The sequence below is a fragment of the Aquimarina callyspongiae genome (assembly GCF_034322225.1).
Taxonomy (GTDB): domain Bacteria; phylum Bacteroidota; class Bacteroidia; order Flavobacteriales; family Flavobacteriaceae; genus Aquimarina.
Genome location: NZ_JAXLPA010000004.1, coordinates 324,607 through 342,618, shown reverse-complemented (window position 1 = coordinate 342,618; position 18,012 = coordinate 324,607). Strand labels below are relative to the sequence as shown.

The following is an 18,012-nucleotide window of genomic DNA, read 5'->3' as shown; positions in this document are numbered from 1 at the left end:
AAATTTACTCTGTACGTAAGCTTTTAATAGGTTTAACTAATATTGCTCCGATAGATTGATAACTCACTGTTAGCACTGCTATGATTAAAACTAGTAGGCCTGAAGCTGCAAAGACCTGCCAATTCATATCTATTCGATAGACAAAATCTTCTAACCACTTTTGCATAAGATACCATCCAATGGGCACTGCGATTAGAATTGAAATCGCAACTAGTTTTAAAAAATTAACTGTTAATATTTTATAGATGCTTTTGAAAGATGCACCCAGTACAAGGCGAATACTGATTTCTTTTTTTCGTTGTTCGGTCATAAATGCAGATAATGCGAATAACCCAAGGCAAGCGACTAGAAGTGCAAACATGGCAAAACTGTTAAATATGACTCCCATACGCTGTACATCATCATGCATGTTGGCAAATTTTTGATCTAGAAAAGTGTACCTAAATGATTGATTAGGCATCATATTATCCCAAACCGTTGTGATAGATCCCAATACATTGCTCACTTCGTCAGTGTCCATTTTTACCGAAATCATTCCGGGGCTATTACCAACCACCAATGTTAATGGTGTTATATCTTCTTTTAGAGATTTAAAATGAAAATCTTCTAAGACTCCGATAATAGTCCAGTTCTCTCCATTACTTATTTGTTTTCCAACAGGATCTTTTAATCCTAGGCTTTTTGCCATGGTTTTATTGATAAGAATTGAGTTTATCGAATCGGATGCAAATTCTGTAGAAAAATCTCTTCCTTTGGTAATAGTTAATCCAAGTGTTTTAACATAATCGTGATCTACTCGCCATATCTGTCCCGGAACACTTTTGTTGAGGTTTTTATCTCCAACTTTTTGAAAAGTATTACCATTTTGTTTTGTTCCGTCAACGGGTAAATAATCGCTAACTGATACCTGTTTTACATCAGGAATTTGCTTAAGACGATTTTTAAAAGTCGCAACTTTATTTCCTAAAGTATTTGTTCCTTGAATAATGAGTACCTGTTCTTTATTATATCCTAATTTCTTATTAAGGATATAATTCATTTGTTGATAGATAATTAAAGTTCCTATGATTAAAATAATAGAGGTTGTAAACTGAAAAATCACTAATCCGCTACGCAATTTTCCACTCTTACTTCCAGTTCTTAGGTTTCCTTTTAATACGCTTACTGGCTTAAAAGCAGATAGATAAAATGCGGGATACAAACCTGCAATTACTCCAATTAATAAAGATGCTATAAATATTAATGGTAAAAACCACCATTGCCCTAAAGGAATCATTAATTCTTTAGCAGCAATAGAATTAAATGCTGGTAATAATAACCAGGCTAATGCTACTCCAAGAATAAATGAGATAATACTAAAAACTACAGATTCTGTAATGAATTGAGTAATAAGGTTCTTTCTAAATGCTCCAATAGTTTTTCTTAGGCCTACTTCTTTAGCTCGATTTGCAGATTTTGCCGTGGATAGATTAATAAAATTTATACAAGCTAATAATAGAATAAATATAGCTATTGCTGCAAATAACCATACAAACCTGAGATCACCGTGTTTTAAGCCATCATTCATATTTACTGTAGACTTAAGATGAATATCACTTATTGGCTGTAAGGTGAGTTTGCTGGTTTTCATAACATCCATAAACTCTTTGCTTCTTCCTCTTGATCCATAGGCTGGGATGATATATTTATCTATAACAGAAAGCATTTTTTTCTCTAATTGCTGGATGTCTGCTTTTTCATCGACTAAAACATAAGTAAAGTAGTTGTTATTGGTCCAACTCATATTTTCGTCTTCGATTTCCATTAAAAAATCATACTCAAAGTGCGATTTACCTAATGGTTTATCCATCACTCCTGTAATCATATAGGTTTTGGAAGTGTCATTGTCTAAAACCAATGTTTTTCCGATAGCATCACCATTGGGGAAATACTTATCAGCTTTGGACTTTGATATTACAATACTGAAAGGTTTTTTTAATGCGGTAGCGGCATCACCTTGTAGTATCGGGATTTCCAGAATATCTAGTAATTCCTGATTTGCATATATAAAACCTTCTTCAAAAATACTTTGATCCTTACCTTGGATGTTAAAAGCTCTTGCTCCTGCTCCAAAAAGCTCACTAGGATTAGATTTTCCTGCTTTTAGGATTTCTGGATAATCTGAAGCTAAAGCATCAGCAAATGGTAATTGAAAATGTACACTTTTGAGTTCTTCTCCATTCACTTTATATTCTGCAACAACGCGATATATTCTATCGGTGTTTTTATAATGTTGATCATAACTAAGTTCATCTCTAATAAAAAGAGAGATTAATAAACAAGCAGTTATACCAATGGCAAACCCACCTATTTTGATGGCTGTAAACATCTTTTCTTTTACAATGTTTCTCCACGCTATTTTAAAATAATTCCTGATCATTACTGTTCGATTTGATTGATGATGATATACTATTCTGTTCGTAAACTATTTATAGGATTTGCTACTGCTGCTTTTATAGCTTGATAACTTACTGTAACCAAAGTGATAATTGATAATCCACCTATCGCCAATGCAAAAATCCACCAGCTTATTTCTGTACGATATGTATAGTTTTGTAACCAATTATTCATAAAATACCAGGCTAATGGAGAAGCTAATGCTCCCGCGATTAGAACGAGCTTCAGAAAATCCTGGGTAACTAATAATAAGATATCGCTTATTTTACCACCTAGTACTTTTCTGATTCCTATTTCTCTGGTTTTTTGAGCTATGAGAAAAGAAATCAATCCATAAAGTCCTAAGCAACTTATAAAAATCGCCAATCCCGAAAATAGCCTGGACATGGATAAAAAACGTTGTTCGTCAGCATATTGACCAGCTATGCGTTCATCCAGAAAGTTATACTGATAGATATATTTAGGGAAAACTTCTTTCCATAGGTTTTCAATTTCGGACAACGTGGTGTTGATATTTTGCCCGTGCATTTTGATAGCTATCTCATTATAATTAATGGTTCGAGGTGCTATAAAAACAGGGGAAATACCTTTGTGGAAATTCTGATCGTGAAAATTATCAATTACACCTACAATCGATGCTTTGATATTACTTCTGTTGATATCAATACGTTTTCCGATCAATTCTTCATAGGAGGAAAGACCTAATTTTTGGGCTAGTTTTTCATTTACGACCACTTCAGTAATAGAATCAGATGCATAAAAATTACGTCCTGCAATTAATTTTAAACCAAAAGTGTCTATATAGTCTTCATCAGCAATTTTTACAGAAATAGAAAATTCTTCATAATCAGCTCTGTTATGATATTTTATGCTGGTTCCCCAGTTATTCTCTGATGCTCCCGGACTTGAAAAGCAAGCTGTACTATTTTTAACTCCAGAGAGCTGATCAATCCTTTGTTTTAAACCTTCTAGCTTTGTGGTTTCGATATCTTCAGGAATCTCTACCATTACCATAGCTTCTCTATCAAAACCTAAATCTTGAGTAACGGCATAGTTAATTTGGCGTCCGATAATTATAGTTGATATTATCAGTACAATAGAAATAACAAATTGAGCGGTTACCAGAATTTTACGAGTTCGTTGTCCTCCTGTATCGTTTTGAGTTAGTTTTCCTTTAAGTGCAAGTGAAGGAATTATTCTAGCCAATATAATTCCGGGATAGCTACCCGCAAAAAATGAAACCATCAGTAATAAAAGGCATACAAAACCAATCACTTTTAGGTTAAACAAAGATTGTATAGAAAGTTGTAATTGAAAGAGCTCATTAAATTGGGGCAATGCAATTATGGCTATTATAAATCCAATAATAAGGGCAAAAAAGCTGATAATAAATGTTTCTGAAATAAATTGCCAGAAGAGATGACTTTTGATACCGCCCAATACTTTGCGAATACCGATTTCTCTTGAACGTGAAAAAGCCTGAACGGTAGAGATATTAATAAAATTGATACAGGCAATTGCCATTAAGAAAAAACCTATTAATGAAAATACCCATAATAGGTTGCCATTGATTCCATCATACCTTGCATCAAAATGAATATCATCCAATGCCTGAAGTTTATAACGGTGTACATTTTTACTTTTAGGGCGATGTTTTTTTACTAATGGGATTAGTGTTTGCTCAATCTGAGCTATATTTTGATTAGGTCTTAATAGTGTATAACATCTTAGACTTCCGTTGATTCCTCCCCATGAGCCACTGTATATAAAGTTACTATAGCTTTTTAAGGTTTCAAAAGAGATAAATGCTTCACCTTTGATAGTTGTTTTGGTAGGAATATCTTTAAGGACTCCTATTACTTGAACGGTTTCTGTATTTTCTAGTACAAAGGTTTTTCCCAGTGCATTTTTATCACCAAACATCTTTTTAGATAGTTTTTCGGTTATATATGCTACATTGGGTTCATCCAGAGTTCGATCTCCTAATTTATCTATAAGTGGGAAGTTTAAGATTTCGAAAAAATCAGGCTGAGAAAAGGCTATATCTTCAAGAAAGCGTTGAGAGGCATCCCCATCAATGTCACTAATTTGCCAACCATCTCTGATATATAAATTAGCAACTTTTTCGGCATAATTATAATCAGAAATAAAGGCTTTTGCAAAACCTGGCGGTACAGATGCTTCGTACTCTATATCGTCTTTATGTTCTTCGGTAACAATTCTATAAACCCTGTCGGCATTATTATGAAAGTCGTCAAACTGAAGATGATAATTAACATATGAAAAGATCAGAATAGAACATCCAAAACCTAGTGCAAGCCCTAAAATATTAATTAGCGTAAAACCTTTTCGTTTTTTTAAATTCCTAAATGCTATTTTAAAATAATTCCTGATCATACTGTTCGTTTTTTGATTGATGATGATTACTCTGTTCGTAAACTTTTGATTGGATTAGCAATGGCGGCTTTAATTGTTTGAAAACTTACGGTAAACAATGCGATCATTACCGCTGTAAGACCAGCAACTATGAAGACCCACCAATTAATATTAATTCTGTATGCAAATCCATCCAACCAGTTCTTCATAACGAACCAGGCAAGAGGTATTGCAATAACAATGGCGATTAAAACTAGTTTTAAGAAATCTTTGGATAATAATCGTACTATGCGACTTACGCTTGCACCCAGTACTTTTCTTACCCCGATTTCTTTATTTCTTTGTTCGGCAGTATAGGCAGCTAACCCAAATAATCCCAGGCAAGAAATTAGAATAGCCAAAACAGCAAATATTCTGGATAGCTTACTTACAAGATTTTCACTTTTGAATTTGGCATTAAAATCATCGTCTACAAAACTATATTCAAAGGGATATGCAGGATTGTTTTTCTGCATAACAGCTTTAATTTTACCCAAGGTACTTGCAGTATTACCATTTGCTGATAATTTTACATACATATATCTTGCTTCTTCGGGGTCATTAAAGAAAACAACGGGGTCACTACTGGTATACATATCACCATATAAAAAGTCTTTTACAACGCCCATTACTTTTAATTGTGAATCGCCCCATTGCACATTTTTTCCGATAACTGTTTCTTCTCCCATTATTTTGGCCAGAGATTGGGTTATAATAATATTGGTAGTATCGGCAGGAGAACCAATCTGAAAATCACGACCGTTAATAATTTCCATTCCTGCGGTGGATATAAATTCGGGGCTGATAAAACGATAAGAAATTAACAGGTCATTACTTTCATCTTTGCCTTTCCAGGTCATTCCAGATCCATTATTACCAACCGAAAGAGTTTCATAGCTATTAAGAGCTACATTTTCGATTGTTCCGGTTTTTAGCATATCTTGTTTGATACGATTAAAGTTTTTAATCATATCACCTCGCACATTCATAGTGATTAGACGCTCCTTCTCATATCCCAATTCTCTGTTTTTTACGTGTTGTATTTGTTGATATACAACAAGTGTACTAATGATAAGTGCGATAGAGGCGGTGAATTGTGCTATGACTAATCCTTTTCGAATAAGAGAAGCGCTACCTTGTTTTGATTTTATTCCTTTTAATACAGCTATGGGTTTAAAGGAGGATAAATACAATGCTGGATAACAACCTGCAAATAATCCACAGATGAGTGTAATGAGTAATAATGCTGAAAGATGTATAGGGTTTCCAAATCCAATACTTAATTGTTTTTCTACTAATACATTAAAAGCAGGTAACACAGAAATTGTTAGTAATACACTAAGTAGAACAGCCAAACTAGCCATTAGTATGGCTTCAGTAATAAATTGGGTGATTAATCGATTTCTTACTGCTCCGAGTACCTTTCTTACTCCAACTTCATTGGCTCTTTTTTCACTTCTTGCAGTGGCCAGGTTCATAAAATTTATGCAAGCAATGGATAGAATGATGCAAGCAATGATCATAAATAAACGAACATATAAGATTCTTCCTCCTGTTTGTTTTCCACTTTCAAACTGACTTCTTAAATGCCAGTCATTCATAGAGAATAAAAATGCAGAAGTACCAGGATCTCCAGTTTTTTCTTCTAAAAAGCTTCTGATTTTTGTGTCAATTGCAGCTACATTAGCTTTTTCAGCAACTTTTATATAAGTATCTACAGAATTGTTATCCCAGTCTTGTAACCAAGCTCTACTTTTTGCATAAGGTTCAAAGGCTGATATCCAATCAAACTTTAATGTTACATTGTCAGGAAAGTCTTTGATAACCCCGGTAATTGTATAATTCTCTTTGTTATCAAGTTTAATAGTTTTGCCTATAATGTTTTTTTGATTTCCAAAGAATTGTTTAGCCATTTTCTCAGATATAACTATACTGTTAACTTGATTAAATGCATTTTCTGGATTTCCTTGCAAAAAGTCTAAATCAAAAATTGTAAAGAAAGAAGGGTCTGCGTACACTCCTTTTTCAATAATTCTTTTTTCATTAAGGCTAAATAAGAGTTTTCTATTTCTTACTCGAGAAGCATATTCTATACCCGGAATTTCTTCGGTTATAGCTTTAGCCATTGGGCCAGGAGTAGAGGTGAAGGTTCTCCATTCTCCTTCGTATTGTTGATTTTCAATGATCCTATAGATGCTATTTTTGCCAGCGAATTCTGAATTATAATTCACCTCATCTTCTGCCCATAAAAAGATAAGAGATGCACAGGTAATCCCTATCGCTAACCCAAATAGATTTAAGAAGCTATAGGTTTTACTTTTCCAGATATTACGGAGTGCTATTTTGATATAATTCCTGATCATTCCTGTTCGATTTTTTGATTGCTAATTTTTATACTAAGATGTTTTCTGTTACTTTTTGTCCGTCGAGCATTCTGATAATCCGATGTCCGTATTTTGCATCATGCTCACTATGCGTTACCATAATTATTGTAGTTCCCTGATCATTTAATTCTGTAAGTAACTGCATTACTTCATTACCATTACTACTATCCAGATTACCGGTAGGCTCATCTGCTAATATGAGTTTAGGATCATTGATTACTGCTCTGGCAACTGCTACACGCTGTTGTTGTCCTCCTGATAGTTGTTGTGGGTAGTGATTACGTCTATGCATGATTTGCATTTTTTCTAATACTTCATGTACACGTTTTTTACGATCTGCAACCTTAACTCCTGTATAGATTAATGGTAGTTCTACATTTTCAAAAACAGTGAGCTCATCGATCAGATTAAAACTCTGAAATATAAAACCGATGTTGTGTTTACGTAGGTTAGCTCTTTTACGTTCGTTAAAATCTGTGACATCAATGTCATTAAAAATAAAACTACCCCCATCAGGATCATCTAATAACCCTAAAATGTTTAATAATGTAGATTTACCACATCCTGAGGGTCCCATTACTGCTACAAATTCTCCCTCTTTGATTTCAAAAGAAAGCTTGTTTAAAGCAATCGTCTGTACCTCTTCGGTAGCATAATATTTTTCTAGTTCTGTAACTTTTATCATAATTATTGTTCTAAAATAAGTTCTTGTATATCGCCGTAATTATCATAACTTGAAGTGATTACTTTATCTCCGGGCTGTAACCCTTGTAATACTTCATAATACTCTGTGTTTTGACTTCCTAATTGAGTATCTACTTTATATGCTGTTTTTCCGTTATCACTAACTTTAAAAATCCAATTACCTCCTGTTTGCTGAAAGAAACCACCTTTTGAAATTAAAACACTTTGTTTTTCTTCACTCAATGCAATTCTCATTTGTAGCGTTTGCCCTCTTCTGATTCCTTCAGGAACATCTTTCTCGAATTCCATATCCACCTGAAAACGACCATTGGTAACTTGAGTGTATACCTTTTTAATAATCAATTTATAGGTTTGATTATTAAAAGTGAATGTACCATACTGGCCCGTATAAATTCTTGAGATATAGTACTCATCAACATCTACTCTTACTTTAAAGCCGCTTAGTACATCGATCTGCCCAAGTCGATCCCCTTTGTTTTTGGATTCTCCAAACTCTGCATCCAGAGAGGTCAATTGCCCATCAACAGGAGCTCTTACAATAAGATCACTCACTTTTTTGCGCATTAGTTCAAGAGCACTCTGAGTACGTGCATACGAACTTTTTCCTTGTCTTAATTCTTGCTGAGTGGCTATAGAGTCTTCTTTTACAATTTCTTTGGCCAACTCCATGCGTTGTTTTTGGTAGTTATAGTTGTTCTCAGATTCTTCAAAATCCTGGCGGGCTATTACTTTTTTATCGTATAACTTTTTATTAAGATTATAAACTCTTTTTGCTTCGATGAATGCGCTTTCGACATCTGTTTTTTGATTTAATCGATTGATGGTGTTTTGTCGGGCAGCATTCTGCGAGATCTGCATTTGAGTAAGCAGATTATATACTGATGTTTCCTGATTGATAAGACTAAGTTCAAGGTCTGTATTGGATAGTCGAAGAATAGGTTCTCCTTTTTTCATAATTGCACCATCTTCAACGAATTTTTCTTCAACTCTTCCTCCTTCGAGTGCATCCAGATAAATGGTGGTGATTGGTAACACAACTCCGTTAACAGGGATATTTTCTTGAAAAGTACCTTCTTTAATCTCACTAATTGTGATACGTTCAAGATCTACTTTTAATTTAGATTTACCAGTAGATGAAATGAACACAAAAATAACGAGTGCTAAAAAAAGCAGTATTCCAGCCATAATAGCGATGCGAGATGTGTTGAATTTCTTTTTTTTGATTGGTACGTCCATTATAAATATTGATTTTTACTTTTCTATTGTTACTATCGTGCCATAAATGTAACCTATTGTTTTTTAGTTGTTTATGTTTTTGGGTTTTATGGGATGTGTTCGGTTATGATACAGTTATTGTGCGATATCGTTACATTTTGTAACTCTTGTAAATTAGATGCAACTTTTTTTTTGATCAGGATCAGAATATTGTAATATTGTAAGAATGCGACTTAAAAATGCCAACATATTAGTTATTGATGACGATACTGATGTATTAACAGCAATACGATTACTTCTTAAATCATCTGTAAAGGAGGTGGTTACAGAAAAAAATCCTAACCACATATTATCGTTATTAGGTAAAACCAAATTTGATCTTGTAATTCTCGATATGAATTTTAATGGTCTTATTAATACTGGTAATGAAGGGATTTATTGGCTAAAAAAGATTAAAGAGTTTGATCAGGAGGTTGATGTAATTTTAATCACTGCTTATGGAGATATGGATTTGGCAATACGATCTCTTAAGGATGGTGCTTCGGATTTTTTGGTAAAACCCTGGAAAAACGAAAAGCTAGTTGAAGCGATTTCAGATATTCTAAATAAAAAGAAGACTAATATTTCTAAGAAGTGGAATCCAGCAATTGAAGGGCAAGAGTTTATAGGAGAGAGCAAGGTAATGGAAGATGTTTTCCTAAAGATTAAAAAAGTAGCACCTACAGATGCTAATGTTTTGATACTTGGAGAGAATGGAACAGGAAAGGATCTCATCGCAAAGGCAATTCATAACAGCTCTCTAAGAAAAGATCAACCTTTTGTCAAAGTTGATGTGGGGGCATTGACCGAAACTTTATTCGAAAGTGAGTTATTTGGATATAAAAAAGGAGCATTTACAGATGCGCGAGAAGACCGAAAGGGTAGGTTTGAAGCTGCTCAAGGAGGTACATTGTTTCTGGATGAAATAGGTAATATCACGCTGCAACAGCAAGCAAGACTTTTGACAGTATTACAGAACAGGCAAGTAACGCCTCTAGGATCTAATCAACCTATATCTATTGATATACGATTGATATGTGCTACCAATGTAGGTTTATCATCATTGGCAGATGAAAACAAGTTTAGAAAGGATCTTATCTATCGTATTAATACTGTAGAAATAATGGTGCCTAAGCTTAAAGATAGAGGAGGAGATATCCTTTTATTGGCAAAACATTTTATAGAGCAGTATTCTGATAAATACATGAAATCAACTTTAGTATTGGATGATAGCTTTAAAAAGAAACTAAGTTCATATCATTTTCCTGGTAATGTAAGAGAGCTTCAATATGCATTAGAAAGAGCGGTTATTATGATTGATTCTACTACTTTATCTGCGGAAGATCTGGTGTTTTCTCCTATCGAAAGCCATAAAACAATAGAAGAGCCTAAAAATCTTAATCTTGAAGAGATAGAGAAAAATGCGATTTTAAAAGTAATCGAAAAAAATAGTGGTAATATTTCTAAATCTGCCAAAGAACTAGGGATTACTCGAACAGCTTTATATAGAAGACTCAATAAGTATGACTTATAAAAAATACAAATTAGCGATCTTTATTAGAGTTGTTATCTTATTTCTTTCTTTAGCAGCTCTAGCCTTTGCAATTCGATTTGAGCATCTCTATTATATTGTTATTGCTGCTATTTTGAGTGTATATTTATTATACAACCTGTATAAATATTTAACACGAAGATTTACAGAAATAGATGATTTTTTTGAATCCGTAAAGTATAGAGATTTTTCCAGGTGGTTTAATGAAAAATCAGGACCTGAGGATTTACGTCAACTATATAAGGGGTTTAACGAAGTTAATAAAACGATTAAGGAGATTAATAACAAAAAGGAAACCCAATATATCTATCTCCAGAAGATACTAGAAATGATTCATACCGGGATTATTGCCTACCATATTAAAACCGGTGATATTTTATGGTCTAATGATTCTTTTGAGAAAATTCTAGGTATTCCTTCCTTAAAGAATGTAAGTTTTATAGAGAAGAGAAAACCTACACTGTATAATGATATTTTTAAAACGAATCATGCTGGAGGTAATACAATTACCATAGATGTGGATAATGATAAGTTAAAAGTGCTTGTTTCGAGCTCTGTTTTTCAAGTGCATGAGGATTCGTTTAAATTGGTAGTACTCCAGAATATAGATACTACCTTAAATAAAAATGAATCAGAAGCGTGGAAGAAGTTATTAAGTGTGATGACTCATGAGATTATGAATTCTATTGCGCCTATCTCATCACTGGCAGATACTTTGCAAACTAATATACAATTATCGATAAAAGATGAGGAACAGCATCCGCTGGAAATACATGATTTGAAAACAGGGATCGAAAGTATCAGACAACGTAGTGAAGGACTGATGAAATTTGCAAAAACATATCGAAGCCTTAATAAAATTACCAGTATTAATTTGAGTACAGTTCTGATCAAAGATTTGTTTGAAAATATCCAGAACCTGATGCAACCTTCATTACACAGTAAAAATATCGAACTTAATTTTAATGCAGATACTACTAATTTTGAAGTTGAGATCGATCGATATCTGATAGAACAAGTTTTAATTAACTTAATTCTTAATGCTGTAGAGGCTTGTCAGGCTAGTGAAAACCCTAATGTTACCTTATCGGTTCAAAAGAATGTTGAAGGAAATACAATTATTAAAGTATCCGATAACGGAAAAGGAATCCCGGATGAGATCACTGATAAAATATTTGTCCCTTTTTTTACTACTAAAAAGAACGGAAGTGGTATCGGACTTAGTCTTTGTAAACAGATTATGCTACTTCATAACGGAAAAATCCAGATTCATAGTGTTGAAGATAAAGGAACGGTGATAAGTCTTGTTTTTTAATGTAGCGATTCTCTACCGTCAGGTCGAGTGATTTTTTGTAGAGAAGCGGAGAAAAATTGTATCGAGACCTAGTGTGGATCTAGAATTTTTATTACCTGTTGCTTTAACTTATAATCTTTTCGTTTTTGAAAGCATCTCGATACGCGTTCGTTCCTCGTGTACTCGATGTGACGTAGTGTTGATATGAAGTTTTACCGTCAGGTGTAGTAGTCTATAATCTTTTCGTTTTTGAAAGTATCTTGATACGCGTTCGTTTCTCGTGTACTCGATGTGACATAGTTTTGATATAAAACTTTAATGTCACATCGAGTGTTTTTAATAGTGAAACAAACAAATGCGCCAAAATCTTATTTACAGATTATTGTTTGACAAATTTCTTTATTACTTTTTCTCCTCTATAATCAAAAAACACGATTTTTATCAGATAAATCCCAGAAGGCAATGCTGCAACATCAATAGTTTCTTCGCTTGAATAATTACTTACTTGCTTAACCAACCTTCCAGCTTCTGTATAAATGGATAAAAATGTATTGGTCGGAATTTCAGAAATCTGAATTTGATTTACTACTGGATTAGGATATAGTTTTATAATCTCTTCATTAATTTTTCCAGGTCGTACGGTTAAAGCTCTGGTTACAAAATCAGCTGTAAGATAATTTTCATTTCCTGGCTGGTGTGCCGAAATAATGACAGCACCTTCACCAACAATAGTTGCCATATTTCCTGAGATCGTTATTATATTGGTATTAGAACTGGTGTATGTAATTGCTAACCCTGACGAAGCTGTGGCATTTAAATAAAATGCATCATCTCCAAAAGCAACATCTGATAAAGAATTAAATGTTATGGTTTGAGTTGCTTTGGTAATCTCAAAGTTATTTGATTCAAAAGTGATGTTATAATTGGCGTTATGAAGTGTTCCTTGATGGATAGAGTAGAAGCCTACATTTTCTCCAGAGACCCTTTCAGGTGTTCCTGTTAATACATCACTTGCTACCATATTTCCTCCTGTTATGGAGTAAGTTAATACCGGGTCTTCAGTTCCGTATACTTTACTTTGACCAGTATCTGCTGTTACCGTAATAGCTTTGGGTAGCACAGTTAAAGGTTGAGAAACTGATATAGCAGTATTATAACTATCATTTCCTTCCTGGTTGGCTGTTATGATTGCTGTACCCGCTCCAACGATAGTTACAGTGTTGTCGGATATGGTTACCACATTGGTATCAGAACTGTTATAAGTAATAGGTAATCCTGATGAGGCTGTTGCATTTAGGTTAAATGTGGGATCTCCATATGTAACATCTGTTAATGGATTGAAAGTAATCACCTGGGTTCCTCTGATAATTTCAAAATCATTCGATTCAAAAGTAATATTATAGTTAGGATGATTTAGTGTTCCCTGGTTAATCGGATAAGTTCCTACATCTTCTCCAGTTACTCTTTCCAGACTTCCGTTAAGGCTATCACTAGCCACCAGATTTCCGTTGGTGATGGAGTAGGTAAGTGCTGGATCCGCGGCTCCAAGTACTTTGAATTGACTAGCATCAGCAGTTACAGTAATTCCTTTAGGTAGTACAGTTAAAGATTGAGTATGAGCAGTCGCGGCATTGTAGTTTCCATTTCCTTCCTGACTGGCAGTAATAGTAGTACTACCCACACCAACTATGGTCACTGTATTTCCAGATATGGTTGCTATGTTGGTGTCAGAGCTACTATACGTAACTGCTAATCCAGAAGAAGCTGTTGCATTAAGATCAAAAGCAGGATCTCCATAAATAACATCTGACAAAGCGTTAAAAGTTATGGTTTGATCTGCTTTGATAATTTCAAAATCATTAGATACGAATGTAATATCATAGTTAGTATTATTCAATGTTCCCTGGTTAATAGGGTAAGTTCCTACATCTTCTCCAGTAGTTCTTTCTGGGTTTCCTGTTAGAATATCACCTGTCACCAAGTTTCCGTTAGTAATGGTATGAGTTAGTACCGGGTCTACTGTTCCAAATATTTTATTTTGATCTGTATCTGCTGTAATTGTGATAGGTTTTGGATTTACTTTTAAAGTTTGTATTACATCCAATGCGGGTAGGTATTCGATATTTCCGGATTGGCTAGCTGTAATGGTCGTTGTTCCAACTCCAACAATTGTTATTGTGTTGCCGGAAACAGTGGCTACATTAGGATCAGAACTAGTATATGTAATTGCTAATCCAGAATCGGCCGTTGCGGTTAAATCAAAATTGGGATCACCATATGTTACATCCAACAAAGTGTTGAAAGTAATGACTTGCGGTAACCTGGAGTATTCATAAGCTCCAATATCAATAGTATTGGTTATATCCAAATCTCCATCGATTATACGATCATTTCCTCCTAAAGCTTTTAAGGTAGTGTTTGCAGTATTATCACCTTGATCTACTAATGGCGAAATAAATTGTAATGAAAAATCATTATTGATAACATCTTTAAATACAACATCAGTAATTGTGGTTCCATCTATGTTTCCTGTACCTGACGGATGTTCTCCTTTTAAATAACTATACGTTGAGCTTAAACTTCCAGTTCCTGTAGTATTGAAATTTAATGTTTGACTTCCATCTAGGATACTATTGATAAAAGTTATAGTAGCATCTTTAGTCCCTAAAATTCCATTTCCTGAAGTAGAAGTATTATTTATTATTGTACAGTTGATAAAACTTGCTGCATCCATTTCTACAAAAATAGGACTAGTCTGTTGTGCTTCATTTTCGTAAAATAAACAATTAATAATTTTAGTATTATTTCCTGAAGTGTGATATACGGCAGCGCCTTCCTGTCCAAAATTGTTTCTAAAAATACAATTGACAATACTGCTATTATTTGCATTTTTAAGATAAATACCTCCTCCTCGAGTATCTGCTAAATTATCTATGTAGTTATCAAATTCAGCATTTGCTTCTTCAATAATAAATCCATCGATATGTACATTATTCGTGTTTTGTAAACTTAATAAGGTGAGTGTGTTTCCTGAAATTTGTTCAGGAATACCGATGTCTCCATTTAAGATGGTAGGGTTTGTTACCCAATCTCTTTCTGCAACATTGGTTTCTGTGCCTTGGAAACCTCCATAGATTTTAAGGTTACTAGGAATAGAAAAGGTGTCAAATCTATTCTTTCCAGGTTGGTAGGTTCCTTGCTGCACCCAAATTTCTTCAATATTAGGGCATTGTTGTGCCAGTTTAAGGGCATGTTGTAAAGATGTTGCTTCTGTCCAGGAACGCCCGCTATTCGTTGCTGTTCCTGTTGAGTTTACATAAAGAACGGTTGAGGTAAGCGCATTACAATCAAAAGGTTCAAATGCCCAAATTTCTTCTTGATAGATACCATCATCAGCATTAAAGAACAATTTACCATTAGAAACAACTATATCGTCCAAAGAAGAACCACCTGAACCAGGTCTCATATCAGCTACTAAGTAAGTACTTTCCGGAGTTCCATCACTTGTCCATAATTCGCTCCCAAATACCCCATCACTGGCTCTAAAATACAGACGATTTTGGAATGCTACTAATTCTCTAACATAAGAACCATTATTACCTTCTCTAATATCTACTGCTAATTTTGTCCCTGCTTCGGTTCCATCACTTTCCCATAATTCTGCCCCGTGAATACCATCATTAGCCTTAAAATATAGTTTGTTTTGATACACAGCCATCCATTGTGGGCTAGATCCTAAATTTCCAGGATAAATATCTTTTACCAATTTGGTTCCAGCAGCGGTTCCATCAGTTTCCCATAGTTCATTACCATAAGTAGGGGTCCAAGCATTAAAATATAGCTTGTTGTTGTAAACTTTGAAATTTTCAGGGAAAGAACTATGGGTTCCTGTAAGGATATCATTTAGTAATCGAGTACCTGCTTCAGTTCCGTCACTTTCCCATAACTCTGTCCCATGAACACCATCATTTGCTCCAAAATATAGTTTGTTGTTAAACACTACCAATTCAGTAATAAAGCTATGACCCGTTCCAGGATTTATGTCTGTAATACGTTGAGTTCCTGCAGCTGTTCCGTCACTTACCCACAATTCTGAACCATAAGCAGGATCTTCTGCTCTAAAATAGAGTTTATTGTTCCATACTACAGCTTTGTCTGGATATGACTCCCCATTTCCTGGGTTGATATCTTTTACCAATTTGGTTCCACCAGCGGTACCATCTGTTTCCCATAATTCATTGCCATGAATTCCATCATCTCCTTCGTAATATAATTTACCATTCATTACTCCAAGCATATTGTCGGCACCAGTCCCATTCCCAGGGTTGTTATCCATTACCATTACAGTTCCAGCTTCGGTACCATCACTTTTCCATAATTCAGTACCATGAATACCGTCTCTTGCTCTAAAATAAACCTCATTATTATAATCAATAAAATATCTGGCGTTGGATGCTGTTGAACTCTCTCTTATTTTTAGAAATTGTTTTGTTCCTGTTTGGGTACCGTCACTTATCCATAGTTGAGATGCTCCAGATGTATCTTTAGCAGAGAAAAAAAGTTGATTGTTAAATACTGAAAAGTTTTGAGGATTACCTCCATTAGTTCCCGAATAAATATCTTTTACTAATTGTGTTCCTGTTTCAGTACCATCGCTTTCCCATAATTCAACTCCGGTTGAAGGGTTATAGGCCTTAAAGAAAAGCTTATTCTGAAAAACGATATAATCTTCTGGGCTTGAGTCTGAGTTACCTGGATTGATATCAGCTACCAGTTTTGTTCCGGAAGGAGTTCCGTCACTTTCAAACAATTCTAGTCCTGAAGAACCATTATTAGCTGTAAAATATAACTTGCTGTTGAACACAATAAAATCAAAAGGGTAGGAGTCACCGCCAGGAAAAATATCTACAGCCAATTTTGTTCCTGCTTCTGTACCATCACTTTCCCATAACTCTGTTTGTATACCATCAAAAGCTCTAAAATATAGTTTATTGTTAAAAACAGTAATATCTACAGGATTTCCTGAACCATACATGTTGGGATTAATATTTTTAACCAATTGCGTTCCTACTTCTGTACCATCGGTTACCCATAATTCAGTTCCATTTTCGCTACTATCATCGGCAGAGAAGTATAGTTTACCATTGTACACCGTTAAATACCTGGGATATGAACTATTGAATTGGTTCCCTACATAAATATCTTTTACTATTTTGGTACCGGCTACGGTTCCATCGCTTTCCCATAACTCGGTACCGTGTACACCGTCGTCTGCAGAAAAATATAATTTGTTATTAAAAACAGTAATATTTGCAATTCTCGAACTGTTAGGACCAGGATTCAAATCGATAATACGCTTTGTTCCTAGAGGAGTTCCATCTGTAACCCATAATTCCTGGCCATAAACAGCATCCCTTGCACTGAAGTATAATTTATTTTCGAATACTGTTAATTCTGTTGGAGAACTACCTGGTGCTCCCGATTCTATATCAACAAATAAATGTGTACCTTCAGGAGTTCCGTCACTCACCCAAAGTTCATCTCCATGCGGATCATCTTCAGCTGAGAAAAATAAACGCCCTTGGAATTCTACTAAGTTATCGACATCGGCACCAGAATTTGAATGAGTATTAATGTCTTTTACCAAGTATGCCTGTTGGGCACTTATTTGTATACTTAAAATAAAAAATAGTAGTGTAAAAATTAATCTCATAGTAAGGGGTTTTTAAAATTTTTATAGTTGTACCGTACTTAATACAGCTAAATCTAAAAACACCCTATTTTTTTATTTAAAAAATTTTTAAAAAAAAGAATAGTAGAAAGATTGATCTTCTTGTATTGAATGCATCTCGATACGCATTCGTTCCTTACGCACTCGATGTGACGAAGTGTTGATATAAAAAGTCGAGTAATTTTTTGTAGAGAAATGAAGAAAAATTGTATCGAGACCTGTTGTGGATCTAAAATTTTTA

8 protein-coding genes are annotated in these 18,012 nt (G+C 34.4%); 2 read left to right on the top strand and 6 right to left on the bottom strand.

The features are described from left to right. Positions 1-4 precede the first annotated feature (4 nt). Genes U0D62_RS18015 through U0D62_RS17995 form a run of 5 tightly spaced genes read right to left on the bottom strand, consistent with a single transcriptional unit; the run spans position 5 to position 9,176 of the window. Entirely contained in the window at positions 5-2,419 is a 2,415-nt protein-coding gene (locus tag U0D62_RS18015; RefSeq protein WP_322288721.1) for an ABC transporter permease, read from the bottom strand. A gap of 29 nt (positions 2,420-2,448) precedes the next feature. Next, the gene (locus U0D62_RS18010; RefSeq protein ID WP_322288720.1) at positions 2,449-4,833 is read right to left on the bottom strand and encodes an ABC transporter permease; all 2,385 of its coding nucleotides are present in this window, start codon (positions 4,831-4,833) and stop codon (positions 2,449-2,451) included. Between the two features lie 26 nt (positions 4,834-4,859). Then, positions 4,860-7,214 (bottom strand): ABC transporter permease, encoded by a 2,355-nt coding sequence (locus U0D62_RS18005; RefSeq protein WP_322288719.1) that lies wholly within the window; start codon positions 7,212-7,214, stop codon positions 4,860-4,862. Positions 7,215-7,242: 28 nt separating this feature from the next. Beyond that, positions 7,243-7,920, bottom strand: coding sequence for an ABC transporter ATP-binding protein (locus U0D62_RS18000; protein ID WP_322288718.1), 678 nt, complete (start codon positions 7,918-7,920; stop codon positions 7,243-7,245). Between the two features lie 2 nt (positions 7,921-7,922). Continuing rightward, complete coding sequence (locus U0D62_RS17995) at positions 7,923-9,176, bottom strand: efflux RND transporter periplasmic adaptor subunit (protein ID WP_322288717.1); 1,254 nt, start codon at positions 9,174-9,176, stop codon at positions 7,923-7,925. Between the two features lie 205 nt (positions 9,177-9,381). Here U0D62_RS17995 and U0D62_RS17990 point away from each other — a divergent pair, with 205 nt between their 5' ends. Beyond that, positions 9,382-10,728: a sigma-54-dependent transcriptional regulator gene (locus U0D62_RS17990; protein WP_322288716.1), complete on the top strand. Its 1,347-nt coding sequence runs from the start codon at positions 9,382-9,384 to the stop codon at positions 10,726-10,728. Next, positions 10,718-12,061, top strand: coding sequence for a sensor histidine kinase (locus U0D62_RS17985; protein ID WP_322288715.1), 1,344 nt, complete (start codon positions 10,718-10,720; stop codon positions 12,059-12,061). Before U0D62_RS17990 ends, U0D62_RS17985 begins: the two co-directional genes overlap by 11 nt. A 358-nt stretch (positions 12,062-12,419) precedes the next feature. Here U0D62_RS17985 and U0D62_RS17980 read toward each other — a convergent pair whose 3' ends face one another. Continuing rightward, the gene (locus U0D62_RS17980; protein WP_322288714.1) at positions 12,420-17,753 is read right to left on the bottom strand and encodes an ELWxxDGT repeat protein; all 5,334 of its coding nucleotides are present in this window, start codon (positions 17,751-17,753) and stop codon (positions 12,420-12,422) included. Between the last annotated feature and the right edge of the window lie 259 nt (positions 17,754-18,012).